Source organism: Sphingomonas phyllosphaerae, from assembly GCF_036946485.1.
GTDB classification, from domain to species: domain Bacteria; phylum Pseudomonadota; class Alphaproteobacteria; order Sphingomonadales; family Sphingomonadaceae; genus Sphingomonas; species Sphingomonas phyllosphaerae_E.
This window is the reverse complement of the sequence record NZ_JAQIJA010000004.1, coordinates 81,705-108,613: the sequence shown is the minus strand read 5'-3', so window position 1 is coordinate 108,613 and position 26,909 is coordinate 81,705. Positions and strand designations below refer to the sequence as shown.

General features: G+C 68.9%; 21 protein-coding genes. 11 read left to right on the top strand and 10 right to left on the bottom strand.

The features are described from left to right. The first annotated feature begins 9 nt into the window (after positions 1–9). The 4 genes from PGN16_RS08355 (at position 10) to PGN16_RS08340 (ending at position 4,964) form a co-directional block, all read left to right on the top strand. Positions 10–891, top strand: a complete 882-nt coding sequence (locus PGN16_RS08355) for an Ldh family oxidoreductase (RefSeq protein WP_335308951.1) — start codon at positions 10–12, stop codon at positions 889–891. Continuing rightward, a complete protein-coding gene (locus PGN16_RS08350) occupies positions 888–2,657 on the top strand; it encodes a DUF885 domain-containing protein (RefSeq protein ID WP_335308950.1) in 1,770 nt (589 codons plus the stop codon). Before PGN16_RS08355 ends, PGN16_RS08350 begins: the two co-directional genes overlap by 4 nt. Positions 2,658–2,820: 163 nt before the next feature. Beyond that, positions 2,821–4,191 (top strand): Gfo/Idh/MocA family protein, encoded by a 1,371-nt coding sequence (locus tag PGN16_RS08345; protein ID WP_335308949.1) that lies wholly within the window; start codon positions 2,821–2,823, stop codon positions 4,189–4,191. Continuing rightward, positions 4,188–4,964 (top strand): 3-keto-disaccharide hydrolase, encoded by a 777-nt coding sequence (locus PGN16_RS08340; RefSeq protein ID WP_335308948.1) that lies wholly within the window; start codon positions 4,188–4,190, stop codon positions 4,962–4,964. The genes PGN16_RS08345 and PGN16_RS08340 overlap by 4 nt, the downstream gene beginning before the upstream one ends. A 77-nt stretch (positions 4,965–5,041) precedes the next feature. Here the strand turns inward: PGN16_RS08340 and PGN16_RS08335 are convergent, their stop codons facing one another. Continuing rightward, positions 5,042–5,626, bottom strand: coding sequence for a DNA-3-methyladenine glycosylase (locus PGN16_RS08335; RefSeq protein WP_335308947.1), 585 nt, complete (start codon positions 5,624–5,626; stop codon positions 5,042–5,044). 84 nt (positions 5,627–5,710) lie between these two features. On the opposite strand from PGN16_RS08335, the gene PGN16_RS08330 reads away from it, so the two are divergent. Further along, a complete protein-coding gene (locus PGN16_RS08330; protein WP_335308946.1) occupies positions 5,711–6,532 on the top strand; it encodes a D-alanyl-D-alanine carboxypeptidase family protein in 822 nt (273 codons plus the stop codon). Positions 6,533–6,589: 57 nt separating this feature from the next. Here PGN16_RS08330 and PGN16_RS08325 read toward each other — a convergent pair whose 3' ends face one another. Together PGN16_RS08325 and PGN16_RS08320 are read right to left on the bottom strand one after the other, a co-directional pair. Beyond that, positions 6,590–6,940: a response regulator transcription factor gene (locus PGN16_RS08325; protein WP_335308945.1), complete on the bottom strand. Its 351-nt coding sequence runs from the start codon at positions 6,938–6,940 to the stop codon at positions 6,590–6,592. A 130-nt stretch (positions 6,941–7,070) separates the two neighbouring features. Continuing rightward, on the bottom strand, positions 7,071–7,544 hold the full coding sequence (locus tag PGN16_RS08320) for a GAF domain-containing protein (RefSeq protein WP_335308944.1): 474 nt from the start codon (positions 7,542–7,544) through the stop codon (positions 7,071–7,073). Positions 7,545–7,821: 277 nt separating this feature from the next. Between PGN16_RS08320 and PGN16_RS08315 the strand changes: the two genes are divergently transcribed. The 4 genes from PGN16_RS08315 to PGN16_RS08300 all read left to right on the top strand — a co-directional run bounded on the left by PGN16_RS08315 (position 7,822) and on the right by PGN16_RS08300 (position 13,418). Beyond that, the gene (locus tag PGN16_RS08315; protein ID WP_335308943.1) at positions 7,822–9,888 is read left to right on the top strand and encodes a putative bifunctional diguanylate cyclase/phosphodiesterase; all 2,067 of its coding nucleotides are present in this window, start codon (positions 7,822–7,824) and stop codon (positions 9,886–9,888) included. Between the two features lie 150 nt (positions 9,889–10,038). After that, on the top strand, positions 10,039–11,172 hold the full coding sequence (locus tag PGN16_RS08310; protein ID WP_335308942.1) for a fumarylacetoacetate hydrolase family protein: 1,134 nt from the start codon (positions 10,039–10,041) through the stop codon (positions 11,170–11,172). After that, positions 11,169–11,921 (top strand): SDR family NAD(P)-dependent oxidoreductase, encoded by a 753-nt coding sequence (locus PGN16_RS08305; RefSeq protein WP_335308941.1) that lies wholly within the window; start codon positions 11,169–11,171, stop codon positions 11,919–11,921. Before PGN16_RS08310 ends, PGN16_RS08305 begins: the two co-directional genes overlap by 4 nt. 99 nt (positions 11,922–12,020) lie before the next feature. Then, positions 12,021–13,418, top strand: coding sequence for a sugar porter family MFS transporter (locus PGN16_RS08300; RefSeq protein ID WP_335308960.1), 1,398 nt, complete (start codon positions 12,021–12,023; stop codon positions 13,416–13,418). A gap of 219 nt (positions 13,419–13,637) precedes the next feature. Here PGN16_RS08300 and PGN16_RS08295 read toward each other — a convergent pair whose 3' ends face one another. The 7 genes from PGN16_RS08295 to PGN16_RS08265 all read right to left on the bottom strand — a co-directional run bounded on the left by PGN16_RS08295 (position 13,638) and on the right by PGN16_RS08265 (position 23,511). Continuing rightward, a complete protein-coding gene (locus tag PGN16_RS08295) occupies positions 13,638–16,265 on the bottom strand; it encodes a M1 family metallopeptidase (RefSeq protein WP_335308940.1) in 2,628 nt (875 codons plus the stop codon). 207 nt (positions 16,266–16,472) lie between these two features. Next, complete coding sequence (gene kynA, locus PGN16_RS08290; RefSeq protein ID WP_335308939.1) at positions 16,473–17,288, bottom strand: tryptophan 2,3-dioxygenase; 816 nt, start codon at positions 17,286–17,288, stop codon at positions 16,473–16,475. Beyond that, positions 17,285–18,478 carry a kynureninase gene (kynU, locus tag PGN16_RS08285; protein ID WP_335308938.1) on the bottom strand — a complete coding sequence of 398 codons (1,194 nt, stop codon included), beginning with the start codon at positions 18,476–18,478 and terminating at the stop codon, positions 17,285–17,287. Before kynU ends, kynA begins: the two co-directional genes overlap by 4 nt. Positions 18,479–18,617: 139 nt before the next feature. Continuing rightward, positions 18,618–20,162, bottom strand: a complete 1,545-nt coding sequence (locus PGN16_RS08280; protein WP_335308937.1) for a DHA2 family efflux MFS transporter permease subunit — start codon at positions 20,160–20,162, stop codon at positions 18,618–18,620. Positions 20,163–20,408: 246 nt separating this feature from the next. Next, entirely contained in the window at positions 20,409–21,584 is a 1,176-nt protein-coding gene (locus PGN16_RS08275; RefSeq protein WP_335308936.1) for an efflux RND transporter periplasmic adaptor subunit, read from the bottom strand. Continuing rightward, positions 21,581–23,047: an efflux transporter outer membrane subunit gene (locus tag PGN16_RS08270; RefSeq protein WP_335308935.1), complete on the bottom strand. Its 1,467-nt coding sequence runs from the start codon at positions 23,045–23,047 to the stop codon at positions 21,581–21,583. Before PGN16_RS08270 ends, PGN16_RS08275 begins: the two co-directional genes overlap by 4 nt. After that, a complete protein-coding gene (locus tag PGN16_RS08265; protein ID WP_335308934.1) occupies positions 23,038–23,511 on the bottom strand; it encodes a MarR family winged helix-turn-helix transcriptional regulator in 474 nt (157 codons plus the stop codon). The genes PGN16_RS08270 and PGN16_RS08265 overlap by 10 nt, the downstream gene beginning before the upstream one ends. Before the next feature lie 108 nt (positions 23,512–23,619). On the opposite strand from PGN16_RS08265, the gene PGN16_RS08260 reads away from it, so the two are divergent. After that, positions 23,620–26,490, top strand: a complete 2,871-nt coding sequence (locus tag PGN16_RS08260) for a M16 family metallopeptidase (RefSeq protein ID WP_335308933.1) — start codon at positions 23,620–23,622, stop codon at positions 26,488–26,490. 11 nt (positions 26,491–26,501) lie between these two features. Beyond that, complete coding sequence (locus tag PGN16_RS08255; protein WP_335308932.1) at positions 26,502–26,801, top strand: hypothetical protein; 300 nt, start codon at positions 26,502–26,504, stop codon at positions 26,799–26,801. The last annotated feature ends 108 nt before the right edge of the window (positions 26,802–26,909 follow it).

Genomic DNA, 26,909 nt, shown 5'->3' with positions numbered 1-26,909 from the left:
GCGGGGCGCATGGGCTGTACCGGCTGCTGGTCGCGGCGCATTCGGTGGCAACCGGGGGTGGTGGTTCCCGACGCGGTGCCGGTGCTGGAACAGCGCGCGAGCGGCGTGGTGCGGGTCGACGGCAAGGGCGGCTTCGCGCAGCTCGCGTTCGAGACCGGACGGGCGGCGTTGGCGGCGGCGGCGCGCGCCAATGGCATTGCCGCGCTCGCCATCAACAATGTCGTGCATTTCGCGGCGCTGTGGCCCGAGGTCGAGGCGCTGGTCGAGGACGGGCTGGTCGCGCTGGCGGTGACGCCCAACCACGCCTGGGTCGCGCCGGCCGGGGGCACGCAGCCGGTGTTCGGGACCAATCCGATCGCGTTCGGATGGCCGCGCAAGGACAAGGCGCCGTTCGTGTTCGACTTCGCGACCAGCGCGGTGGCGCGCGGCGAGATCGAACTCCATCGCCGCGCGGGCAAGCCGGTTCCGGCCGACTGGGGCCATGCGCCCGACGGCAGCGACACGACCGACGCCGCCGCGGTGCTGGCGGGCGCGATGCGGACCTTCGGCGGGCACAAGGGCTCGGCGCTGGCGCTGATGGTCGAATTGCTCGCCGGGCCGTTGATCGGGGATCTGACCAGCGCGGAATCGATCGCCTGGGATGCGGGGCGCAAGGGCTCGCCGCTCGGCGGTGAACTGATCCTCGCGCTCGATCCGGCCGGGTTCCTCGGCGCGGCGGCGGCCGAACATCTCGCGCGCGCCGAAACGGTGTTCGCGGCGATCGACGGGCAGGGGGCACGGATACCGGGCGCACGGCGGCACGCGCTGCGCCCGGTCAGCGCGCGCGAGGGCGTGCTCGTTTCGCGCAAGCTGCTCGACGATATCGATGAAGTGACGAAGGAGAAGGCATGACGATCACGCTTGCGCTGACGCTGTTGCTGGCCGCGCCCGCCGCGGTGCAGGCCGCCAACCCGCCCGCTGCGAAGACGAGCGCAGCGCGCGCGAGCGACGCGGCGTTCCGCAAGCTGTCCGAGGACGAATATACGTGGCGGCGGACGTTGAACGGCCCCGACGAGGATGCGCCCGCCAGCCAGAATGCGGCGCTGCCCGATGTCGGCCCGGCGGCGCAGGCGGCGATGACGAAGCGTTGGACCGAAACGATGGCGGCGCTCGACCGGATCGATCCGGCGAAACTGTCTCCGCAGGCACGCGACGATTATACCGTCTATCGCGGGCAGATCAGCGCCTTGCTCGCGGAGCAGCAATATCGCGAGTTCGAGAAGCCGCTGAACGCCGATACCAGTTTCTGGATGAGCGTCGGCGGGATGGCGCGCGAGACGTACCGCGACGAGCCGGCGCTGCGCCGCTATCTGTCGCAGCTCGCCAGCCTGCCGCGCTATTACGACCAGCAGATCGCCAATATGCGCGCCGGGCTGAAGCGCGGCTTCACCCCGCCGAAGGTGACGCTCGACGGGCGCGACAAGGGCGTGGCCGAGATCGTCGCGGCGGGGGCGGGCGAGGACTCGCCGTTCTTTGCGCCGTTCAAGACGCTGCCTGCGACACTTCCGGCCGACAAGCAGGCGGCGCTGCGGGCTGAGGCGAAGCGCGTTATCGCCACAGCGTTGGTACCCGCGCACCAGAAGCTGCAGGCGTTCCTGCGCGACGAATATATTCCGAACGCGCGCGTGTCGCTGGCGGCCTATGACCTGCCGGACGGGCGGGCCTATTATCAGTCGAAGATTCGCGAGTTCGTCACCCGCGACCTGACCCCCGATCAAATCCACGCGATCGGGCTGGCGGAGGTCGCCAAGATCCGCGCGCGGATGCAGGACGTGATGCGTGAGGTGAAATGGCAAAAGGACCTGCCGGCGTTCCTCGACTATCTGCGCACCGATCCGCAATTCTACGCCAAGACGCCGCAGGACCTGCTCAACCGCGCGGCGTGGATCGCCAAAACCTTCGACGGCAAGGCCGGCACCTATTTCGGGCGGCTGCCGAGGATGCGCTTCGCGATCAAGCCGGTCGCCCCCGACATCGCGCCCTTCTACACCAGCGGGCGCGGCGGGCCGGGCATCTATCTGGTCAACACCTATGACCTGCCGTCGCGCGGGCTCTACTCGCTGCCGGCGCTGACGCTGCACGAGAGCGCGCCGGGGCACGCCTTCCAGATGCCGTTTGCGATGGAGCTGACCGACCTGCCGGCCTATCGCCGCGACGAATATATCTCGGCGTTCGGTGAAGGCTGGGCGCTGTATTGCGAGGCGCTGGGCGAGGACATGGGGATGTACGAGACGCCCTATGAGACGTTCGGGATGCTGTCGTATCAGATGTGGCGTGCGGCGCGGCTGGTGGTCGATACCGGCGTTCATGCCAAGGGCTGGACGCGCGAACAGGCGCAGGCCTATTTGCGTGACAACACGGCCCTGTCGAACCATGAGATCACCACCGAGGTCGATCGCTATATCGCGTGGCCGGGGCAGGCGCTGAGCTATTATATGGGCGAGCTGGCGTTCCTCGACGCCAAGGCGAAGGCGCAGAAGGCGCTGGGCGAGAAGTTCGACATCCGCGCCTTCCATGACGCGATGCTCAGCCTCGGATCGGTGCCGTTGCCGATGATCGACCAGCGCGTGGATCGCTTCATCAAGGATGGGGGCAAGGGGCCGTATCCGCTGCCGTGAATTGACCTGATCCGTCATTGCGAGCGGAGCGAAGCAATCCAGGGCGTCCTGGTCCGGCCCTGGATTGCTTCGCTCCGCTCGCAATGACGGACCGGCGAGTCAATGGGTTGTGTTCACTGTCCTTTCCGATCATCGTGCCGGCAACATAGCGGGAGAGGCACGAATGACGATCGACCGGCGGAGCTGGCTGGGCGGGGCGGCAGCGATGGCGGCGGGGCTGGGCGCTTCGCCCGTCTCTGCCGCGGCACGCACGCGGCGGCGTGGCGCGAACGACCGCGTCAATTTGGCGGTGATCGGCGCCGGCGGGATGGGCGCGTCCAATATGGCGAACCTCACCTCGCAGAACATCGTCGCGATGTGCGATGTCGACCTGGCGCATGTCGCCAAGTCGGTGTCCGATCCGAAGCGCGCCACGCTCAAGGCCGCCTACGACAAGGCCGAGAAGTATAGCGACTATCGGCGGATGCTCGACACCCGCAAGGATCTGGAGGCGGTGGTGATCGCCGCGCCCGATCATCACCACGCGGTGGCGGCGAAATGGGCGATGCAGCGCGGGCTGCACGTCTATGTGCAGAAGCCGTTGACCTATACGGTGCGCGAGGGGCGCGTGCTCGCCGGGCTGGCGCGCGACAATGCCAAGCTGGTCACGCAAATGGGCAATCAGGGCCATTCGGGCGACGACGGGCGGCGCGCGGTCGAGATCCTGCGCGGCGGCGCGATCGGGCGCGTGCGCGAGGTGCAGGTGTGGACCAACCGTCCGATCTGGCCGCAGGGCGTCGCGCGGCCCGACGCGGTGGCTGCACCGACCTCGCTGGACTGGGACGCATGGCGCGGGCCGGCGCCAGTCGACTGGGGCTACAACCCGATGTACGCGCATTTCAACTGGCGCGGCTGGGCGCCGTTCGGCACCGGTGCGCTGGGCGACATGGGCGCGCATCTGGTCGACTTCCCGGTCTGGGCGCTCGAACTCGGGCTGCCGACGCGGGTCGAGACGCGCCACAGCGTGTGGGGCAATCCCAAGAACCCCGGCGACGGCAGCTATCCGCTGGCGACCGTGACCTATTTCGACTTCGGCAACGCCAAGAGCGGACCGATCCGCATGACATGGTACGATGGCGGGCTGATGCCGCCGACCCCGCCGGGGATGCCGGCGGGCGCGCGGATGGATCCGGGCGGGGGCGTGCTCTACATCGGCGAGCAGGGCATGTTGATGCACGAGACCTATGGCGAGAAGCCGACGCTGATCGGTGACGGCGTCGCCGAGCGCGCGCAGGCGGTGGCGCAGAGCTTGCCGCGCATCCAGGGCGGCATGGGCGGCCATGAGATGAACTGGATCCGCGCGATCCGCGGGCAGGAGGCGATTTCCAGCCCGTTCGCGACCGCGGTGCCGCTGACCGAGACGATGCTGCTGGGCGTCGTCGCGCTCAAGGCCGGGCAGCCAATCGACTATGACGGCGCCGCATCCCGCGTTACCAACGTCGCGGATGCGAACCGCTATCTGGATCGGGAGTATCGAAAGGGATGGGAGCTATGAAGGGTATCGTGCTGGGCGGCGGGCTGTTGCTCGCGGCCTCCGCCGGAGTCGCGCAGACGCCGCAGGGCGATCCGAAGGCGACCGAGCAATGGTCACCGGCGGTGCCGGTGGTGACGCCGGGCGCGTTCGCCGGCTGGAACGCGCCGGCCGACGCGGTGGTGCTGTTCGACGGCAAGAACCTCGACCAATGGTCGGCGGTCAACACCGGCGGCGCGGCGGGCTGGACGGTCGCGGACGGCGCGTTCACGGTGAAGAAGGGCACCGGCAATATCCAGACGAAGCAGGCGTTCGGCAGCTATCAGTTGCATCTGGAATATCGCATCCCGGCCAACATCACCGGCGAGGGGCAGGCGCGCGGCAACAGCGGGCTGTTCCTGGCGTCGACCGGCAAGGGCGACGACGGGTATGAGATGCAGATCATGGACAGCTACAACAACCCGACCTACGTCAACGGACAACTGGGCGCGATCTACAAGCAGACCCCGCCGCTCGCCAATCCTGCGCGCAAGCCGGGCGAGTGGCAGACGGTCGACGTCACCTGGTCCGCGCCGCAATTCGGCGCGGACGGCGCGGTGACGCGCCCGGCCTATGTCACGGCGTACATCAACGGCGTGCTGACGCAGAATCACACCGAGGTGCGCGGCGGGACGGTCTATATCGGCAAGCCGAAGTACGTCGCCCACGGCCGCGCCCCGATCAAGCTGCAGGATCACGGCGATCCCAGCCAGCCGATCAGCTATCGCAATATCTGGGTCCGCGAGTTGAAAGACTGATTTTTCAAGTGTCGCCCCGGACTTGATCCAAGGCCTCGCTTCTTCTTCGTGACAGAAGTAGCAAGCGGGATCCCGGATCAAGGCTCTCCTGAGCTTTGCCGAAGGGGCCGGGATGACGGGCTCGCGCGGCTGAGCGATGGCGAGCCGGGGAGGGTGAAGCGCCACGGCACGTCGGCGGCGCGGGTGATGCCGATCCGTGGACCCGCAACGATCGGCGGCTCAGCGATGCGGTCGCGCCACGCGAACGGTGGCGCATCGAGCGGTGCGTTGTTCAGCGTGAGGTCGACGCCCAGCGCCTTGCACAGCCGGCCGGGGCCGGCGCACAGCAATGCGTCGGGTTGCGTCGTCGCGCGGCGCGCGCGCATCACCGCGGCTCCATCGGTCGGCGCGAGCGCGCGGATCAGCACCGCCGCGCCGTCGCCGCAGGTGACGTTGAGGCAATGATGCAGCCCGTAGATGCGATAGACGTACGCCGCGCCCGCCGGGCCGAACATCGCGGCGTTGCGCACCCCCGGCCCCGCGAAGCTGTGCGAGGCCGGGTCATTGGCGTCATAGGCTTCGGTTTCGACGATCGTCCCGCCGACGCCGTCGATCGTCAGCGTCACGCCGATCAGCGCACGCGCCACCGTCACGACATCGCGGGCGAAGAAGGCGCGGTTCATTTGGTCGATATGGTGGCTCGCGACGGCGTGTGAACCGCCGGGCGGCGTTGTCGTCGGCTGATCGAGCGGTTAGGCGTCGGTGCCATGTCGAAAGTGTTGCGTATCGCGATGTCGGGGCTGGCGCTGTTCGCCGCCACACCGATGGCCGCTGCCCCCCGCGCTCCGGTGTCCGAGATCGTGATCGATGCCGGCAGCGGGCAGGTGCTGGAAGAGGACAATGCCGATCGCGAGCGGCCGCCGGCCTCGCTCGCCAAGATGATGACGCTGCTGCTCGCGTTCGAGGCGCTCGACGCCGGGACGCTGAAGCCGGGCACGCTGGTGACGATGAGCGCGGCCGCCGAGCGGCAGCAGCCGTCCAAGCTGGGGCTGCGACGCGGGCGGACGATCCGCGTCGACGCGGCGCTGCGCGCGGTCGCGGTGATTTCCGCCAACGACATTGCGGTGGCGATCGGCGAGCGTCTGGCGGGCAGCGAGCGCGCGTTCGTGACGCGGATGAACGCGCGCGCGGCGGAGATCGGCATGTCGCACACGCGCTTCGGCAATGCGACGGGATTGGCACCGAGCGCCGGGCGCAGCACTGCCCGCGACATGGCGACGCTGGCCCGCCATCTGATCCGCGCCGAGGCAAAGCACTACGGATTGTTCAAGACGCGCTCTATCACATGGGAGCGGCGGGAACGGCCCAATCACAACAAGTTGCTCGGCAAGGTCGAAGGGCTGGACGGCCTGAAGACCGGCTATACCGTCGAGGCGGGTTTCAACCTGGCGGCATCGGCACGGCGCGGGAGCAAGCGGATGATCGTGGTGGTGATGGGCGCGCCGACCAGCGCCGAGCGCGATTTGCTGGTCGCAAATCTGATGGAGGCGGGCTTCACCGAGCCGCGTCTGCGACGCACGCGGCGGTGACCGGCCATGCCGCTCGCCCCTCGCGGTAAGGCGCGATCGCATCGGAGAAGGCGCGGGTCAGGCGAGTAGCGCGGCGATCCGGTCGAGGAAGGTGGCGATCCGGTCGGGCTTGGTCACGAACACGTCGGCACCGGCGTCGAGACAGGCCTGGCGGTCAGTCGCGCTGTCGAGCACCGTCAGCGCCATAACCGGGATCGCACGCGTGCGTTCGTCATTCTTCAGCCCCTCGATCACGTCCAGACCGCTGACGTTGGGCAGGCGGATGTCGACGATGATCGCGGCGGGACGAACATCCTCCACCGCCTGCTGGACGATACGCTCGTCGGCAAGGACGTGCGGATCATAGCCGCCGATCCGCAGCCATGAAGCGTATAATTTCCGGTGACTGGCCGTGTCCTCCACCAACATGATGCGTTTTCGTTGCGGCACCCGTCCTCCGATCGTCGTGCGTGGCGCTGTCCACGCCGCCGCACGCGCTAGCTGCCCGCCTCCTCCGTGCACCGCAAGCGAGAAAACGACCAATTCCGCGACGGCTGCGTCAGCTCGGCTGCGTGAAGATCCGCTCCGCCTGGCGCGCCAGCGCGCCGAGTTCGTATAGGTCGGGCATCCGATCGCGCGGCTTGTGGTCGATCACGCACAGGGCGCCGAGCGGATAGCCGCCGCGATCCACCAGCGGGATGCCGACGTAGAAGCGGACCGCGGGCGAGCCGGACACGAAGGGGTTCTTGGCAAAGCGCGGGTCCTGTGCGGCGTCGGGGACGATCATCGCCTCGCCGGGACGGTGGATCGCCAGCGCGCAGAACGACAAGGCGCGGGGCACTTCGTCATCGACCGGTCCGCGCTTGGCGATCATCCACTGGCGATTGCGGTCGACGACAGAAATCGCGCCGATCGGCGTATCCGCAATGTCCGCGGCACGTTCCGCGATCTGCTGCAGCCGCTCATCCCAACGTTTCGCCGGAAGATCGAGCCGATCCACCGCAGCCTGGCGCGCGGCTTCATCGACGATCATCGAGCCTCCCATGAGCATTCCAATGCAGATCCTTGTTATTCCTACCTTTTTCCGGGTAGCTTGAGTCGATTGAAGGGACAGTAGTGTGACAATCCCGTTAATGTCACGTACATTAGGTGCAAGAAGACGCAAATTCCCTGACGCAGGTTACTTGCGTGCCCTGCGATATCGCTCATAAACCGGTAAGACTTCGTCGTGTACGTCGGACGACCGCGGAGGTTGTGTGCTGCCGACATCCCTATCGACTCGAGTCGCTGCTGCCTTCGGTGCCGTTCTGGTGCTGGGGCTGGCGTTGCTTGGCGGCGGGTTGGTGCTGGGGCGCGCGATCTATGCCGAGAATGCGACGCTGGGGCGGCTGACCGCGCTGTTGCAAATGGAGGACCGGCAAGACCAGCTGCAACGCCGGTTGCGACTGGACGTCGGCGAGGTGACGCGTCTTGCCGAGCAGGGCCGGCCGGTGCCGGTGGCGAAATGGTCGTCGGTCGGCACGGCGCTCAGTGATTTCCATCGCGGCAATGCGCATCTGTCCCCGCGGCTGTTCGTGCCGGACGATCTGCGCGCGGCGGTCGCCGCGCGGCGGGTGGCAGAGGCCGAGTTCGCGATGCTCAGCCTGCGGCTGCTTCAGGATGCGCGCGCCACGCCCGAGGCGATCCCCCGGCGGATGCCGGCGTTCCTTGCGGCGCTGCGCACGTTGGAGAGCGCCCGGTCGCAGTTGCGCGGGATGCTGATCGAGCGGATCGATGCCGAACTGAAGCGGAGTACCGGCGGGCTCGCCACCAACCTCGAACGTGCGCTGATCGGCGGGATCGCGGTGCTGGTGGTGGTGCTGGGATGCATGGCCTGGCTGCGACGACGCGTGATCCGCCCGATCGTCGCGATTGCCGAGCGGGTGCGGCAATTGAGCCGGGGGGAGGCGGTGGACGCCGACGTGCCCGGCGCGCGCCGCGCCGACGAGCTGGGCGATCTGGCGCGCGGGATCGCCGATTATCGCGGCGCCGTGGAGGAGCGGCGCCGTGCCGAACGGCACATCGAGTTTCTTGCACATCACGACATGCTGACGGGGCTGCCCAATCGCGTGCTGTTCGAGGAACGGCTGGCGCAGGAATTGTTGCGTGTGCCGCGCACCGGCGAGCGGGTGGCGGTCTTCGCGATCGACTTGGACGACTTCAAATCGATCAACGACCGCTTCGGTCATGCGGGCGGCGACGAGGCGTTGCGCGCGGCCGCGCGGCTGCTGAGCGCGTGCGTCCGCGCCAGCGACATGGTCGCGCGACTGGGCGGGGACGAGTTCGCGATCGTCCAGGTCGCCGGCGAACAGCCCGCAAGCGCCGAGCTGCTGGTGCAGCGGGTGCTGAACGCGTGCGAGGCGACCGCGGGCGATCCGGTGCCGGTACAGATGAGCATCGGCGTCGCGCTGTCCGGTGTCGAGCAGGAAGGCGAGGAACTCTATAACCTTGCCGACATGGCGATGTATCGCGCCAAGGCCGAGGGGCGGCATACCGCGCGCTTCTTCGACGATCAGTTCAAGGAGGAGGTGCGGCTGCGCTGGCGGCTGTCGCGCGATCTGGAGGGCGCAGCGGAGCGCGGCGAGCTGTATCTGGCGTTTCAGCCGATCGCCGATGCCGATACGTTGCAGGTGATCGGGCAGGAAGCCTTGTTGCGCTGGGCGCATCCCGAGCTGGGCGACATCCGGCCGGACCAGTTCGTTCCGCTCGCCGAGTCGAGTGGCCGGATCGATACGATTGGGCTGTGGATGGCGGATCAGGCGATGGCGGCGGCCAGCCGCTGGCCCGATCACATCACGCTGGCGATGAACCTGTCCGCGATCCAGTTCCGCCAGCCTGCGCTCGGCCATGAACTGCTGGCGCTGGCGCGGCGGCATCGCGTCGCGCCGACACGGCTGGAATTCGAGGTCACCGAAAGCGCCACATTGCTCGACAAGCGCCGCCAGCCGGTGCTGACCGTGCTGCGGACCTTGCAGCATCACGGTGCGGCGATCGTGATGGACGATTTCGGCACCGGTTATTCGTCGCTCGGCAATCTGCGCGATTTCCGGTTCGACAAGCTGAAGATCGATCGCAGCTTCGTGGCGACGATGCTCGAACATGCGCCGTCGGGCTCCATCGTGCGCAGCATCGCGGCGCTGGGCGCGAGCCTGGGTACTCCGATCGTCGCCGAAGGGGTGGAAGAGGCGGCGCAGCTCGCTCGGTTGCGCGAGTGGGACATTCCACAGGTGCAGGGTTTCCTGATCGGTCGCCCCTCGCGCGAGGCGATCCACTGCGCCGATCCCGCCGCCAAGCTGGCCGCGCGTCCGATCGCGCCGCAATGGGTGGCACGTTCCTGAACGCATCGACCTTGATCGATCGCAACTGTTGACGCGCTCCGGCGCGGCGTTACGCATAGCCGTCGCGCGCCGTGCTGTTGCGGCGGCCGCTTGACTTGCGCCGCGATGCGGTGTTGTTAGCGCTATCAGGCTGAGAAGGTGGAGGGGATGATGGCGCAGCTTCACGACGCAATCGCGTCGGGCTTGCCGCAGGATTGGCGTTCGGGGCGGTTCCTGGGACGTGCGATGACGCCGGCCGGCCCGATCCCGCTGCTGGTGATCGCAGGCGAAGCGTTTGACATGTCGGCAATTGCGCCGACGGTGTCGATGCTGGTCGAAGCAGGCGATCTGTCGGGCACGGGCGGACGCTCGCTCGGGGCGCTCGACGAAGCGGGACTGGAACTGCTCAGCCCGGTCGACCTGCAGTGCGTCAAAGCGTGCGGTGTTACGTTCGCGGTGTCGGCGATCGAACGCGTGATCGAGGAGCGCGCGCGCGGCGACTGGTCGGCGGCGGCCGAGATTCGCGGGCGGCTGGAAGCGCGGATGGGTGGGTCGATCCGCTCGGTGGTGCCGGGTACGCCCGAAGCCGCCGAGCTGAAGCGCGCGCTGATCGAGGACGGACTTTGGTCGCAATATCTGGAGGTTGCGATCGGTCCTGACGCCGAAGTCTTCACGAAGGCACCCGTTCTGGCAACGGTCGGGGCGGGGGCGGAGATCGGGATCCGGTCCGATTCGCACTGGAACAACCCGGAGCCGGAGGTCGCGCTGCTGGTCGACAGCCGCGGCGAGGCGGTCGGTGCGACGCTGGGCAACGACGTCAATCTGCGCGATTTCGAGGGGCGCTCGGCACTGCTGCTCGGCAAGGCGAAGGATAACAACGCGTCCTGCTCGCTGGGGCCGCTGGTGCGGTTGTTCGACGAAAATTACACCATCGATGACGTTCGGCACGCCGAAGTGCGGCTGAATATCCACGGCGAGGACGGTTATGACCTCGATGGGGTCAGCAACATGGCCGAAATCAGCCGCGATCCGCTCGATCTGGTGCGCCAGACTCTCTCGGAACACCAGTATCCGGACGGCTTCGTGCTGTTTCTGGGCACGTTGTTCGCGCCGGTGCAGGACCGCGATGAGCCGGGGCGCGGGTTCACGCACAAGGTCGGCGACGTCGTCACGATCGAGAGCGCGAAGCTGGGCCGGCTCACCAACCGGGTCGTGACGTCGAAGGACGCCGCGCCATGGACCGACGGGATCGGCGCGCTGTTCCGCAACCTCGCGCAGCGCGGGCTGCTGGAGAGTGCCAAGTGAGCGGTCGCGCGAATTATCCGTCGCTCGCGGGCAAGCGCGTCCTGATCACCGGCGGCGCGACCGGGATCGGCGCCGGGCTGGTCGAGGCGTTCGCCGCGCAGGGCTCGCACGTCGCGTTCGTCGATGTGGCGGAGGAAGCCGGACAGGCGCTCGCCGCGCGGCTGGGCGAGAAGACGCATTTTCGGCGTTGCGACTTGACCGATGTCGCGGCGCTGCCGGGGACGATCGGCGCGCTGGTCGAGACGCTCGGCGGGCTGGACGTGCTCGTCAACAATGCCGCTAACGACGATCGTCACACGATCGCCGAGGTGACTCCCGCTTACTGGGACGACCGGATGGCGGTGAACCTGCGCCACCTGTTCTTCGCCGCGCAGGCGGCGGTGCCGCACCTGAAGGCGGCCGGCGGCGGCGCGATCGTCAATTTCGGGTCGATCAGCTGGCACCTCGGGCTGCCCGAGCTGGTGCTCTACCAGACCGCCAAGGCCGCGATCGAGGGGATGACGCGCAGCATGGCGCGCGATCTGGGGCGCGACAACATCCGCGTTACCACGATCGTGCCCGGCAATGTCCAGACCCCGCGGCAGGAGAAATGGTACACGCCCGAGGGCGAGGCGGAGATCGTCGCGGCGCAATGCCTCGACGGGCGCATCCAGCCGGCCGATGTCGCGGCGCTGGCGCTGTTCCTCGCCTCCGACGACGCGCAGATGTGCACGGGGCACGAATATTTCGTCGACGCGGGCTGGCGCTGATCCAGCCGACGACACGGCAAAGCAAAATAACACAGGAGCGGGATGGGCATGGCGATGGTGATGATGGAGCCGGGCGGACCGGCGGATCGCGACGCCGCGATGGGGCAGGTGAACATGGGCTTCATCGCCGCGATCGTCGCGGTGGCGACGATCGGCGGCTTCATGTTCGGTTATGATTCGGGCGTCATCAACGGCACGCAGAAGGGACTGGAAAGCGCCTTCGACCTCGGCAAGCTGGGGATCGGCGTCAACGTCGGCGCGATCCTGATCGGCTCGTCGATCGGTGCGTTCGGGGCCGGGCGGCTCGCCGACCGGATCGGGCGGCGCGGCGTGATGATGGGCTCGGCGTTCCTGTTCCTCGTCAGCGCTCTGGTCGCGGGGGCGGCCTCGTCGTCGTTCATCTTCATCCTCGCCCGCATCGTCGGCGGGCTCGGCGTCGGCGCGGCGAGCGTCATCTCGCCGGTCTATATCTCCGAGGTGACCCCGGCGGCGATCCGTGGGCGGCTGTCCAGCCTGCAGCAGGTGATGATCATCACCGGGCTGACCGGCGCGTTCGTCGCGAACTTTGCGCTGGCGCGCTACGCCGGCGGGTCGACGGCGAGCTTCTGGTTCGGCTTCACCGCGTGGCGGTGGATGTTCTGGCTGCAGGCGGTGCCGGCGCTGGTCTATCTGCTCGCGCTGCTCGTGATTCCGGAAAGCCCGCGCTATCTGGTCGCACGCGGCCGGGAGGACGAGGCGCACAAGGTGCTGACGCGGCTGTTCGGCACCGCCGAGGCCGATCGCAAGGTACGCGAGATCCGCGGCAGCCTCGCCGCCGATCAGCACCGCCCCAAGCTGTCGGACCTCAAGGACCGCGCGACCGGGCGCATTCGCCCGATCGTCTGGGCCGGGATCGGGCTGGCGGTGTTCCAGCAGCTCGTCGGCATCAACGTCGTCTTCTATTATGGCGCGACCTTGTGGGAAGCGGTCGGCTTCTCCGAGGATTATGCGCTCCAGACCAACATCCTGTCGGGGGTGCTGTCGATCGCGGCGTGCGTGTTCACGATCTTCACGGTCGACAAGATCGGGCGCAAGCCGCTGTTGCTGATCGGATCGGCGGGCATGGCGGTCACGCTGGCGGTGGTCGCCTGGGCGTTCTCGACCGCGGTGACCGACGCGGCGGGCGCGGTGAGCCTGCCGGGCAACAACGGCGTGATCGCGCTGATCGCTGCGAACCTGTACGTGATCTTCTTCAACGCCAGCTGGGGCCCGGTGATGTGGGTGATGCTGGGCGAGATGTTCCCCAACCAGATCCGCGGGTCGGGGCTGGCGGTGGCCGGGTTCGCGCAGTGGATCGCCAATGCCGCGATTTCGGTGACCTTCCCGGCGCTGGCGGTGTCGCCGGGGCTGGCGGTGACTTATACCGGTTATGCTTTGTTCGCGGCGATCTCGTTCTTCTTCGTGCGCAAGATGGTGCACGAGACGCGCGGGCGCGAGCTGGAGGATATGCAGGGGTGAGGGTGCGCTTCCTGTGGTGAGGAGGGGGGCGGTCGCCGGGTGCGACCGCCCTCTTTTCTTTGGCTGACTTGTGGTTCGTCATTGCGAGCGTAGCGAAGCAATCCAGGGCCGGACCAGGACGCCCTGGATTGCTTCGCTACGCTCGCAATGACGGAAACAGTCGCTGCCCGCCGAGAGGAGAAGCGGGGCCCCGGATCAAGTCCGGGGCGACGGGAGGTGTTATTCCGCCTTCGTCAGCACCGCTTCGATTTCCGCGCCCTTGGCGGCCTTGAGCGCGACGCACTGGTTGATCGCGTCGAGCGTCTGGCCGAGTTCGAGCGCGCCGCCGCCGAGCACCGCCAGCTTCGGCCGGAACAGCGCCTCGACCGCAGCGGCCTTGTCGGCGCTGCAATAGCCCGCGAACGACAGCGGCAGCCGCGGGCGGCTGAAGGCAGGGATGCTGCCGGCGACCGCGTCGAAATTCCGCTGTAGCCGCGCGAACACCGCATCGCGTCCGGTCGGGCGGGTGGGCAGGGTGCGCAGCATCGCGACGCGCTCGCTTGATTGCAGTGCCTGATCCTCGGTCAACGCCAGCGCGCGTGTGACGGCGGCGGGCGTGTTGGCCGCGCCGAGCGCGCGCACCGCCTGCTGGCGGAACAGCGGATCGCTGCTCGCGAGCAACGCGGTGCGGAGCTGGTCCATGAACGGCACGCCGAGATCCTGCACCGCCGCGACGAACGCAACCGCGCGATAGCTTGGGTCGAGCGCCTGCGCGTCGCCGCCGAGCGACGCTTGCGCGGCGGTGGTCAGCTGGCGGCGCACCTCGGCGTCCTTGGCGACGAAGGCGGCATAGGAGACGAGCGACTGGCGCAACTGGCTCTGGCCGGTTTCCTCGCCGGCGTAGGCGCCGGTGGTGAGCTTGAGCGCGCCGAGGCTGCGCAGGCGCGGGAGCGACAATTCGCCGGCAAGGCGACGCAGCCCCGCGTCGGCGGCGGGGGTGAGCCCGAAGCGTTCGACGCCGTCGATCGCCGAAGGGAGCAGCAAGGTGGCCGAGCGCTCGCGATGGTTGGCGAGGATGCGCGCGCTCGCCACGACGCGTGCGAAGCCGGCGTTGCCGGCGGTGAAGTCCGACCACAGGCTGTCGGCCGCCGCCATCGTCTCGCGCGCCGGGAGTGCGGCGGCGCCGGCCATCAGCGTCTGCCACCCGGCATCGTCGAGGCTGTAGCGCCAATAGCCCGCGCCATCGGCATTGGGGATCGCCAGCCCGCTGCCCTTGAGCGCGAGCGTGCCGGTGGCGCCGGTCAGCAACGTGCAGCTGCGCACCTCGCCCTGCCGTGCGCAGACGGGCACGTTCCACGTCTGCGGCGCGACCGCGGCGACGCCGATCGGGCGGTAGCGCGCCTGCGCGACGCGCCAGCCAGTACCGTCCTGCCGGATGCTGATGACCGGCACGCCGGTCTGCTCGACGAAGCTGCGGAAGACGGGCACGATCCCGGCGTCGCCCGAGCCCTTGGCCATCGACGCGAAGAAGTCGTTGGCGTCGGCATTGCCATAGCGGAAGCGGTTGAGGTGAAATTGCACGCCGCGGCGGAAACGGTCGGGGCCGAGATAGCGCTCGACCATCGTCAGCACCTGACCACCCTTCTGATAGGTGATCGAATCGAAGGCGCTGGAGATTTCGTCGCTGCGCTTGATCTCCTGACGGATCGGGCGGCCGACCGACTGGCTGTCGGTGTCCATCGCCGCGAGCGCCTCGGCGAGCTGGCCGACTTCGGTACCGAGGCCGGGCTGCCACAGCTCGCCGACGCGGTTGCCGGCCCATTCGGCGAAGCTCTCGTTCAGCCAGATGTCGGTCCACCATTTCGGGGTCACGAGGTCGCCGAACCATTGGTGCGCCAGCTCGTGCGCGACGACCATGCCGAAGTCGCGGCGCTGCGCGGCGGGGGCGTCGGGTGACAGCAGCAGCAATGTGTCGTTGTAGGTGACGAGCCCGGCATTCTCCATCGCACCGCTCATCACCGGCGAGGCGATCTGGTCGAGCTTCTCGAACGGATAGGGGATGCCGAAATAGTCTTCGTGGAGCGCGAGGATCTTCGGCCCCTCGCTGGCGGCGAGTTGCAGGCGCGATGCCTGCCCCTTGGTGGCGATCGCGCTATAGGGGAGCGCGGTCTTGCGCACCGCATTGGCGGGGGCGGTGCCGGGGACGACGTCGAACGCGCCGACCGCGAGCGCGACCAGATAGGTGGGCAGCGGCTTGGACGGCGCGAATTTGTGGACGGTCAGGCCGCCGCCGGCGGTGCCGTGCGCGATCTCGGGTGTGTTGGCGAAGACCTTCTGTGTGGTCGGCGCGGTGATGGTCAGCGTGAAGGGGGTCTTGAAGCCCGGCTCGTCGAAGGACGGGAACATGCGGCGCGCATCGATCGGCTCGAACTGCGTCCAGGCGTACCAGTCGTCGCCGACCTTGGCGCGGTACAGCCCCTCGCCGCCGGTCATGAACGGCGCGTCGTAATCGAAGGTCAGCGTGACGCGGCCGGCGGGCAGTTCGCCGTCGAAGTCGAGCCGCACGACGCCCGAGGCATCGACCTGCGTGTAGCGCGCGGTGAGGGTGCGCTTGCCGGCGGTGGCGGTGATGCGGGTGACCTTGAGGTCGTTGCCGTGCAGGTAGAGCGCGCGGGTGGGGCGGGTGACCTGCGTCTCGATCTCGGTATGGCCGGTGAAGCGCGGCTGGGTCGGATCGATGGTCAGCGCGAGGCGGTAGGCGGTCGGGCGCGCGGCGTCGGTCAGGCGGCCGAGCGGCACCTCGGGCGTCTGGGCGGCGGCGGGCACGGTGAACAGCAGCGCCGCGGAGGCGAGCAGCAAGGTCTTCATCGGATCAATCCCCTTCTCGGGTGGGGATCGTAACAGCGGCGACGACTGGAGGGTAGCGGGATGCCAGGGCTGATCGGCTGTTTATCGATCGACCGCCTCCCTCGTTCGTCGCCCCGGACTTGATCCGGGGCCCCGCTTTTTACTGGCGGCCGAACGAAAAGCGGGATCCCGGATCAAGTCCGGGATGACGAGAAGAGTGGGTGGTGACTACAGGTGCGTGCGGACCGCCCACAATTCGGGGAACAGCTCGACCTCCAGCATCCGGCGCAGGTAGGACACGCCGGCGGTGCCGCCGGTGCCACGCTTGAGCCCGATCACGCGCTCGACGGTGGTAACGTGGTTGAAGCGCCAGCGGCGGAAATAATCCTCGAGATCGACCAGCTTCTCGGCGAGCTCGTAGAGCGGCCAATGCGCCTGCGGATCGCGGTAGACGGTCGCCCAGGCGGCGGTGACTGCGTTGGCCGGTGCGTGCGGGGTGCGCCAGTCGCGCGCGGGGTCGGCGAGCAGCCCGGCGGCGTGGAGGCGGGTCAGCGCGGCGTCGTAGATGCTCGGCGCGGCGAGGATCGCCTCCAGCCGCGCGAGCGTCGCGGAGCGGTGGCGGTGCGGCCCGAGCGTCGCGGCGGTGCGGTTGCCGCACAGATATTCGATCGCGCGATATTGCCACGACTGGAAGCCCGACGACTGGCCGAGCGCGTCGCGGAAGGTGGTGTAATCGCTCGGCGTCATCGTGCGCAGCACGTCCCACGCGCCGTTGAGCTGTTCGAGGATGCGCGAGACGCGCGCCAGCAGCTTGAACGCCTGCGGCAGCGCGCCCGACAGGATCGCGTCGCGCGCGCTTTCGAGTTCGTGGACCGCCAGCTTCATCCACAATTCGCTGGTTTGGTGCTGGATGATGAACAGCAGTTCGTCATGCGCGTCGCTCAGCGGATGCTGTGCGTCGAGCACGCGGTCGAGCGCGAGATAGTCGCCGTAGCCCATGCGGTCGGCGAAGTTGAGTTCGGCGTCGTGATGGGTGTCGGTCATGTCACGTTGGCGCGCTGGTGGAAGTGCGGCTGGTCCCATGCGCCGGTCGCGAGGATGTCGGCGAGGATCGCGGCGGCCTGTGCGACCTCGTCTTCGGTCAGGTAGAGCGGGGTGAAGCCGAAGCGGAGGACGTCCGGCGCGCGGACGTCGCCGATCACACCGCGCGCGATCAGCGCCTGCATCACCGCATAGGCGTGCGGGTGGGTGAAGCTGACCTGACTGCCGCGCGCGTGCGGGTCGCGCGGCGAGGCGAGGGTGAGTTGCGGGCAGTGCGCCTCGACGTCGCGGATGAAGCGTTCCGACAGGCGGATCGCGGCGGCGCGCAGGTCGGTCATGTCGACCTCGTCCCAGGCGTCGAGCGCGGCGTCGAGGATCGACAGCGCGACGATCGGCGGGGTGCCGACGCGCATCCGCGCGACGCCGGGAGCGGGGCGGTAGCCGCGCTCGAACGCGAACGGCGCGTCGTGCCCGAACCAGCCGGCGAGGATCGGCTGCGCAACGTCGGCGTGCTCGGGTGCGACATGGATGAAGGCGGGCGCGCCGGGGCCGCCGTTCAGATATTTGTACGTGCAGCCGACCGCGAAATCGGCGCGCGCGGCGGTGAGGTCGATCGGCAGCGCGCCGGCGGAATGGGCGAGGTCCCAGACGGTCAGTGCGCCCGCCGCGTGCGCGCGGGCGGTGAGCGCGGCCATGTCGTGGAGGCGGCCGGTGCGATAATCGACCTGCGTGAGCATCACCACCGCGACGGTTTCGTCGATCGCGGCGGCGACCTGTTCGGGGGTGACGACCTTTACCTCGAGCCCGCGACCCAGTGCCTGCGTCAGTGCGTCGGCGATATAGAGGTCAGTGGGGAAATTGCCGGTGTCGGAGAGCACGACGCGGCGGTCCGGGCGAAGCGCGAGCGCGGCGGCGAGCGCCTGAAAGACCTTGATCGACAGCGTGTCGCCGGTGGTGACGGTGCCGGGCGGCGCGCCGATTAGCCGCGCGATCCGGTCGCCGACGCGCGCGGGGAGCGTGGTCCAGTCGGCGTCGTTCCACGCGCGGATCAGCCGGTCGCCCCATTCGGCACGGAGGACATGGGCGGCGCGGGCCTCGGCGGCGACGGGCAGGGGGCCGAGCGAATTGCCGTCGAGGTAGATCACGCCTTCCGGCAAGTGGAACAGCGCGCGGGTGGCGGCGAAATCGGTCATGCGCGCAGGGTAGGCCGGTCTCGTTTGATACGAAAGACCCCCGCCGTCATCCCGGACTTGATCCGGGATCCCGCTTCTTCGCGTGGCCAAGAAGAAGCGGGGCCCCGGCTCAAGGCCGGGGCGACGGAATAGAGGTGCCTCAATCCGCCGCGACCGGCCCGTGCTGCGGCTTGGGACGACGACACAGCCAGATCGGGACGATCAGCACCGCCGCCAGCCATGCCGACAGCCGGAACAGGTCGGTCGAGGACAGCAGATACGCCTGTCCGACCATCTGGCGCGTCACCGCGGCGGCGGCTTGCTGTGTGGTCATGCCGAGCTTCGCCAGATTCTCCGCCGCCATCTGCCAGCCGATGCCGTTGCCGATCGCCTCCGCAAGCCGCGACTGGTGCAGCGCCTCGCGGCGGTCCCATGCGGTCGAGATCAGCGACGCCGCGAACCCGCCCGCGACGATCCGGCCGAAGTTCGAGATGCCGGTCGCCGAGGGGATCTTCTCAGGGGGAATGCCGTCGAGCAGGATCGTGAGCATCGCGAGGAAGAAGGTCGCCATCGACACGCCCTGCACCAGGAGCGGCAGCATCAGGTCGAAGAAGGTCGCCTGCGTCGTGAAGCCCGAGCGCATCCAGTAGCTGATCGCGAAGCCGGCAAAGGCGACGGTGGCGAGGATCCGCGCGTCGATCTTGCCCGACAGCCGCGCGATCAGCGGCGTCAGGATCACCGCGACCAGCCCGCTGGGGGCCGCGACCAGCCCGGCCCATGTCGCGGTATAGCCCATCTGCGTCTGGAGCCAGAGCGGCAGGATCAGGATGTTGGCGAAGAACACCGCGTAACCCAAAGAGAAAGCGAGATTGCCGATCCAGAAATTGCGGCGCGCGAACAAGGTCAGGTCGACGGTCGGGTTGGCGTCGGTCAGCTCCCAGATCACCCAGGCGACGAAGCCGATCACGGCGACGATCGACAGCACGATGATCAGCGGATCGTTGAACCAGTCGGCGTTCTTGCCGAGATCGAGCATCACCTGCAACGACCCGACCCACAGCACCAGCAAGCCGAGCCCGACGGTGTCGATCGGCAGTTGCGCGGTCGGCGTCTCGCGGTCGCGCAGCCGCGTCCAGCAGATGAACGCGGTGATGATGCCGAAGGGGACGTTGATCAGGAAGATCCACGACCAGTGATAATTGTCCGAAATGTAGCCGCCGAGGATCGGCCCCATGATCGGCGCGACCAGCGTCGTCATCGACCAGATGCCGAGCGCGGTCGAGCGCTTGTCGGACGGGAAGATCGCGATCAGCAGCGCCTGGCTGCCCGGCATCATCGGCCCCGACACCGCGCCCTGCATGACGCGGAACAGGATCAGCGACGGCAGGTCCCACGCGATGCCGCACAGGAACGAGGCGAGCGTGAACAGCGCGACCGAGGTGCAAAAGACGCGCACCACGCCGAAGCGGCGCATCAGCCAACCGGTGAGCGGCACCGCGACGCCGTTGGCGACCGCGAAGGCGGTGACCACCCACGTCGAATTGTCGCTGGAGACGCCGAGGTTGCCGGCGATCGTCGGCAGCGAGACGTTGGCGATTGTCGAGTCGAGCACCATCATGAAGGTGCCGAGCGCCAGCGCCAGCGCGGTGACGCCGAGCCGCGCGCCGGTGAGCGGCGGCGGGCCGGACGGGGGTGCGCTAGCCATGCGTTATGCTCCCACGTTCCCGCCACCCACCGAAGTCAGTCCCGCGGTGGCGATAGCGAACATCGCGATACAGGCCGTCCTCACGTCGTATCCCGGCGAAGGCCGGGGTCCAGTTGGGGAAGCGTCGCCATTCGTCACCAGGGTCACCCAACTGGGCCCCGGCCTTCGCCGGGGTACAAGAAGAAGGGTTATGCAGGAGTTCTGATGTTCCGCCTGCGCCCGACTGAGGGGAGGGTAGGCGAGGCATTACCGGTTCGCCGCCACGATCCGGCGGATCGCCGTCTCGACCTGCGGGTCGGTGCCGGTGGTGGTGTCGCCCTGATAGGGCGTCGTCGCGGCCTGCGCGAGTTGCGGGCCGCGCGTGTCGGCGGTGTCGATCGTCGCCTTCACCGACAGCCCGACGCGCAGCGGATGCGCGCGCAGCTCGCGCGGGTCGAGCGCGATGCGGACCGGCAGGCGCTGGACGATCTTGATCCAGTTGCCGCTGGCGTTCTGCGGGGGGAGCAAGGCGAAGGCGTTGCCGCTGCCTGCCGACAGTCCGACGACCCGGCCGTGGAACTTCACGTCGCCGCCGTACATGTCGGAAGTCAGCTCGACCGGCTGGCCGATGCGGACATCCTTGAGCTGCGTCTCGCGGAAATTGGCGTCGACCCACACGCGGTCGAGCGGGACGATCGCCATCAGCGGCGTGCCGGCGTTGACCTGCTGTCCGACCTGCACCGTGCGCTGCGCAACCACGCCCGCGATCGGTGCGGTCATGTGCATGTGGCTGCGCGTGATCGCGGCGCGGCGATAGGCGGCGATCGCGCTCAGTACCGCCGGGTTGGTGTCGACGTCGGTGCCCTGCACGGTGGCCTGCGCCTGCCGCCGCTGTTCGCGTGCGAGACGCAGGTTCGCCTGCGCGACCTTCACCGCGTCGGCGGCGTGCGACAGTTCCTCGCCCGACACTGCGCCCTGCGCGGCGGCCGAGCGGCGGCGCGCGTAATCGGCCTGGGTGCGCGACAATTCGGCCTGCGCCTGGACGATCCCGGCATCGCTCTGCCCGACGCGCGTGAAGTCGGCGCGGGTGCTGCGGACCGCGCGCGCCAGCTCCGCGGCGGCGGCGGCGACGTTGACGTCGGCGGTGGTCGGATCGAGGTCGATCAGCGGCTGCCCGGCCTGCACCGCCTGCGTGTTGTCGGCGCGCAGCGCGGTGACGGTGCCCGGATCGCGCGCGGTGACCGCGACCACGTCGCCCGCGACATAGGCGTCATCGGTTTCCTGTTCGGGCGGGCTGAAGAAGAAGTGGAAGATCGCCCAGCCGATCGCGACCAGCGCAACGACCACCGCGAGGATGGTCAGCGCGCGGCGGCGCGCGGCGGGCTTGCCAGCGGGGGCGGGGGCGGGGGCGGGCGTGGGAGCGGGGGTGGCGGTGTCGGTCATCGGGCAGCGTCCTGAACAGGGTCGAAGCCGCCGCCGAGCGCGGTGGCCAGTTGCGCGCGCGCGGCGAGCGCGTCGATGGAGAGGCTGGCGTCGGCCAGCTCGGCGTCGAGCAGGCGGACGTCGTTGTCGACCAGATCGAGCCGGCTGTTGAGCCCGCTGGCGACGCGGATCGTGTTGAGGCGGTTGGTCTCCGCGAAGCCGGCGGTCACCTGACGCTGGCTGACGCGCGCGGTGTCGGTGGCGCGGACCTGCGCGATCGCGTCGGCGACCTGTCGCGCGGCGGTGACGACCGCTTCATTATACTGCGCGGTCGCGACGTCGAGCGCGGCGGTCGCGCCCGCCAGATCGGCGCGGCGGCGGCCGCTGTCGAACAGCGGCAGGTGGAAGGCCGCGCCGCCGCCCGCGGTGCCGGAGTCGAGGTCGACGAAATTGCCGAACCCGATCGCCTGCAGCCCGACCAGCGCCGACAGATTGATGTTGGGATAGAAAGCGCGGCGCGCGACCTGTCGCTCGGCCCCGGCGGCCACGATCCGCGCCTGCGCCGCGGCGATGTCGGCACGGCGCGCGAGCAGGTCGGCGGGGATCGCGGCCGGTACCGGCAAGGCGGTGTCGCTCGCGAGATGCGTCGCGCCGATCGTCGCGGCATAGTCGCTGCCGCGCCCGGCGAGCGCCGCCAGCGCGTTGGTGGCGAGCACGCGCGCCGCCTGCGCCTGCACCAGGGCGAGCCGCGCCTGGGCGAGCAATGTCCCGGCGGCGGTGACGTCGATCTTGCTGGCGAGCTGGCTGCGCTCGCGCGCCTGCACCAGCGACAGTGAGCCCTCGCGAGTCTTGATCGTGCGCGCGGCGATCGCGGCGCGGCGCTCGGCGCGCGCGACCTCGACGTAATTCTGCACCACCGCCCCGGCGAGCATCAGCCGCGCGGCGGCGACGTCATAGCCGGCGGCGCGGGTCTGCGCTGCGGCGGCCTCGATCGCGGCCTTCTGGCGGCCGAACAGGTCGAGGTTCCACGACAGCCCGGCCTGTGCGGTGCCGAGCGCGCGGACGGTGCCGGCATAGGGGGGCGGGATCGTGTAATTGCCCGACAGTCGCGTGCCCTGCAGCTGCGCATCGGCATCGACCGACGGGCGGCGCTCGGCATCCTGCCGTTCGAGCGCGGCCTGCGCCTGCCGGACGCGCGCGGCGGCGACGTCGAGCGAGGGATTGCCGGCGAGCGCGTCGGCGACCAGCCGGTCGAGCTGCGGGTCGCCGATCGCATGCCACCAGTCGGGGGCGAGCTGCACCGTCGGGCCGGCGAGCGCCAGCGCGGCCGGGGTCTTCTGCTCGACTGCGGTGTGCGAGGCGGGGGCGGCGCACCCGGCGAACAGCAGCGCGACCGCCGCGGCCAGCCCGGCGCGTGCCCGCGCGAGGCTGCACAGCGCGCGCGGCGGCGGGGCAGCGCGGTGGGCGGGCGGGGTCAGGGGCATGTGGCAATGTCCTCCAGCGTGCAGCGCAGCTTCTGCATCTGCGCGATCAGCGTCTCGATCTCGGCGTCCGGCCAGTCGGCGAAGCAGCGATTCCAGTGGTCGATCACCTTGTCGCGGCAGCGGAAGGTCACGGCGCGTCCAGCCGGGGTAAGCGACAGATGCAGCACACGGCGATCGTCGGCGGAGCGCGTCCGCTCGACGAAGCCCTTTTCCTCCAGCGTGTCGATCAGCCGGGTCATCGCGCCTTTGTCGTGCGCCATCCCGCGCGCCAGCGCCGCGCAGGTCGGTGCCTCGCCATGGTGGATCGTCATCATCGCCGACCATTGCGAGGTGTTCAGCTCCTCGTCCGCCAACATGCGGTCGAGCAGCGCCGTCATCGTCTGGTTACACGTCTTGATGAGGTAACCGATCGATCGCTCCGGCGTGTAGGTGTCGGGATCGTAGAAGCTCATGAACGTTGCCATGGCAACCATTGCCGGGGCAGTCAACGACTTTGTTTCGTAACATTGCTAAACCCGGGTCACGTCGAAACCGGGTCAGTCGTCACGCTTGCGGCGGAGGCGGCGGTCGCTATGGTTTCGTCAGACACTTCATCTCCCGGGGGAGCATCAACGTTGGCTTATCGCGCATTCCTGGCCGCCGGTTCGGCGCTGGCGGCTTTGACGACCCCCGTACTCGCGCAGACCGCCCCTGCGCCCGTGTCCGAACTCGTGAAGGCGGTCGACATTCCGTACCAGCAGTTCACGCTCAAGAACGGCCTGCGCGTGATCGTCCACACCGATCGGAAGGCGCCGATCGTCGCGGTCAGCGTCTGGTACGACGTCGGGTCTAAGCATGAGCCGAAGGGCAAGACCGGCTTCGCGCACCTGTTCGAGCATTTGATGTTCAACGGCAGCGAGAACGCGCCGGGCGACTTCTTCGAGCCGCTGCAACAGGTCGGCGCGACCGACTTCAACGGCACGACCTATTACGACCGCACCAATTACTTCGAGACGGTGCCGACCGCGGCGCTGGAACGCGCGCTGTTCCTCGAATCGGACCGCATGGGCTATCTGACCGGCGCGATCACGCAGGGCGTGCTCGATGAGCAGCGCGGGGTGGTGCAGAACGAGAAGCGGCAGGGTGACAACCAGCCGTACGGCCTGCTCCGCTACAAGGCGACCGAGGGGCTGTTCCCGGCGACGCACCCTTATGGCCACACCACGATCGGGTCGATGGCCGATCTGGACCAGGCGAGCCTCGCCGACGTCAAGAACTGGTTCAAGAGCCATTACGGCCCGAACAATGCCGTGCTGGTGCTGGCCGGCGACGTCGATGTCGCGACTGCCCGGCCGCTGGTCGAGAAGTATTTCGGTGCGATCGCCGCCGGACCGAAGAGCGTCGCGCCGCCTGCGCCGATCCCGGCGTCGCTGCCCGGACCGGCCAAGGAGGTGATGAAGGACCGCGTCGCCGCGACCCTGATCATGAAGGAATGGGCGGTGCCGGGCCTGAACGACAAGGACTCGGCCTCGCTGGAGGTCGCCGCCGGTGTGCTCGGCGGGCTGGCCAGCTCGCGGCTGAGCAACGTGCTGGTCAAGGGCGAGAAGCTCGCGGTGCAGGCGCAGGCCGAATATGAATCGTTCGCGCAGGTCGGCACGTTCCAGATCACCACGCTGGTTCGCCCCGGCGTCGACGCCGCGACGGTTTCGGCGCGGATCGACCAATTGGTCGTCGACTTCATCAAGAACGGCCCGACCGCCGACGAGGTCAACCGCTACGTTACCAGCACCGTGTCCGGCCGCATCGACGGGCTGGAAGCGGTCGGCGGGTTCGGCGGCAAGGCGGTCGCGCTGGCGGAGGGCGCGCTTTATTCCAACGATCCGGGCTTCTACAAGAAGCAGCTCGCCGCGCTGGCGGCGCAGACGCCGGCGACCGTGAAGGCGGCGGCTGCCAAATGGCTGACGCGCCCGTCCTATCAGCTCGACATCGTCAACGGCGATCGTGACGCCTACGCCGAATCGAAGGCGGTGCCGCCGGCCAAGGTGGTCGAGGCACCCGAGCAGCCGGCCAAGGGCACGCGCGGCCCGATCCCGGCGGTCGGCGAGGTCGCTGGCCTGTCGTTCCCGACGGTCGAGCGCACCCGGCTGTCGAACGGGATCGAGCTGGTCTACGCCAACCGCGCGGTGGTGCCGATCACGCAGGCGGTGCTGAGCTTCGATGCCGGCGTCGCCGCCGATGTCGCGGACAAGCTGGGCACCCAGCAACTGACGCTGGCGATGATGGATGAGGGCACGAAGCGGCTCAACTCGATCCAGATCGCCGAGGCGCGCGAGCGGCTGGGCGCGTCGATCTCCAGCGGGAGCAGCCCGGATCGCACGACGCTGTCGCTGCGCGTCCCGAGCGCCAACCTCGCGGCGGGGGCGGACCTGTGGGCGGACATCGCGCGCACCCCGGCCTTCCCGGAGAGCGAGCTGGCGCGCGTCAAGTCGCAGCAACTCGCCGAGATCGCGCAGGAGCTGACCAGCCCGCAGGGGCTGGTGCAGCGCGTGTTGCCGAAGCTGGTCGGGCCGGGCTCGCCCTACGCCAAGGCGCAGGGCGCGGGCGATGCGGCGGCGGTGCAGGGGCTGAGCCGCGCCGAGCTGATCGCGTTCCAGCAGGCGTGGCTGCGCCCCGACAAGGCGAAGATCTTCGTCGTCTCCGACCGTCCGCTCGCCGAGATCCGGCAGGTGATGGAAGCGCGGTTCGGCGACTGGAAGCCGGCCGGCGCGGCGGGCAGCAAGGCGTTCCCGCCGGCGGTGGCTTCGGTGTCGCCGCGGATCGTGCTGGTCGACCGTCCGGCGAGCCCGCAGTCGATGATCGCCGCGGGCGTGCAGACCGGCTTGAAGGGCACCGACGATCTGCTGCCGGTGCAGGTCGGCAATGACGCGCTGGGCGGCAGCTTCCTCGGCCGGCTCAACATGGACCTGCGCGAGGACAAGCATTGGTCGTATGGCGTGCGCGGCAATTTCAGCCGCAACGCCGAGGCCGCGCCCTATGTGCTGTATGCGCCGGTGCAGGCCGACCAGACCGGTCCGTCGGTTGCGGCGCTGCGCACCGACGTGACGCAATATCTGACCAGCAAGCCGATGACGCAGGAGGAGTTCGCGCGCGCGATCAACGCCGGCACCCGCTCGCTTTCGGGCAATTTCGAGACGTCGGACGACGTGCTGACCGCGATGCAGGCCAACGATCTCTACAAGCGGCCCGACGATTATTATGCGACGATCACGCAGAAATATCGTGCGCTGACGCTGCCGCAGGTGAATGCCGCGACGAAGGCGGCGATCGATCCGGCGAAGTTCGTGTGGGTGGTGGTCGGCGAGGCGGCGAAGGTGAAGCCGCAGCTTGACTCGCTGGGCCTGCCGGTCGAGGTCATCCCGGCTGCCGCGGTGGCCGGAACGCCTCCGGCGCCCGCCGCCAAGTAAGGAGTAAGATGATGGCCGGAGTGGATGGTACCTACGATTGCACGGTGAAGTCGCCGCTCGGCGACCAGAAGCTGACGCTGACCGTCACGCAGTCGGGCGACGCGTTCACCGGCCAGGCTTCGGGCGCGATGGGGGCGTCGGACGTCAACGGCACCGTCGACGGCAACACGCTGGCGTGGAAGCAGCAGATGACCGTGCCGATGCCGATGACGCTCGACATCACCGCGACGGTCGACGGCGACACGATCAGCGGCAGCGTCGGGGCTGGCGCGTTCGGCAGCTTCCCGCTGTCGGGGACCCGCACCGCCTGAGCGCGGGCTTGCCTCATCTGGGCTGACGAACGGCGCGGCAGGAGCGATCCTGCCGCGCCGTACGACTATTTGGGGCTGGCAAGTCCTTGCCGCGCAAGGCACATCCGC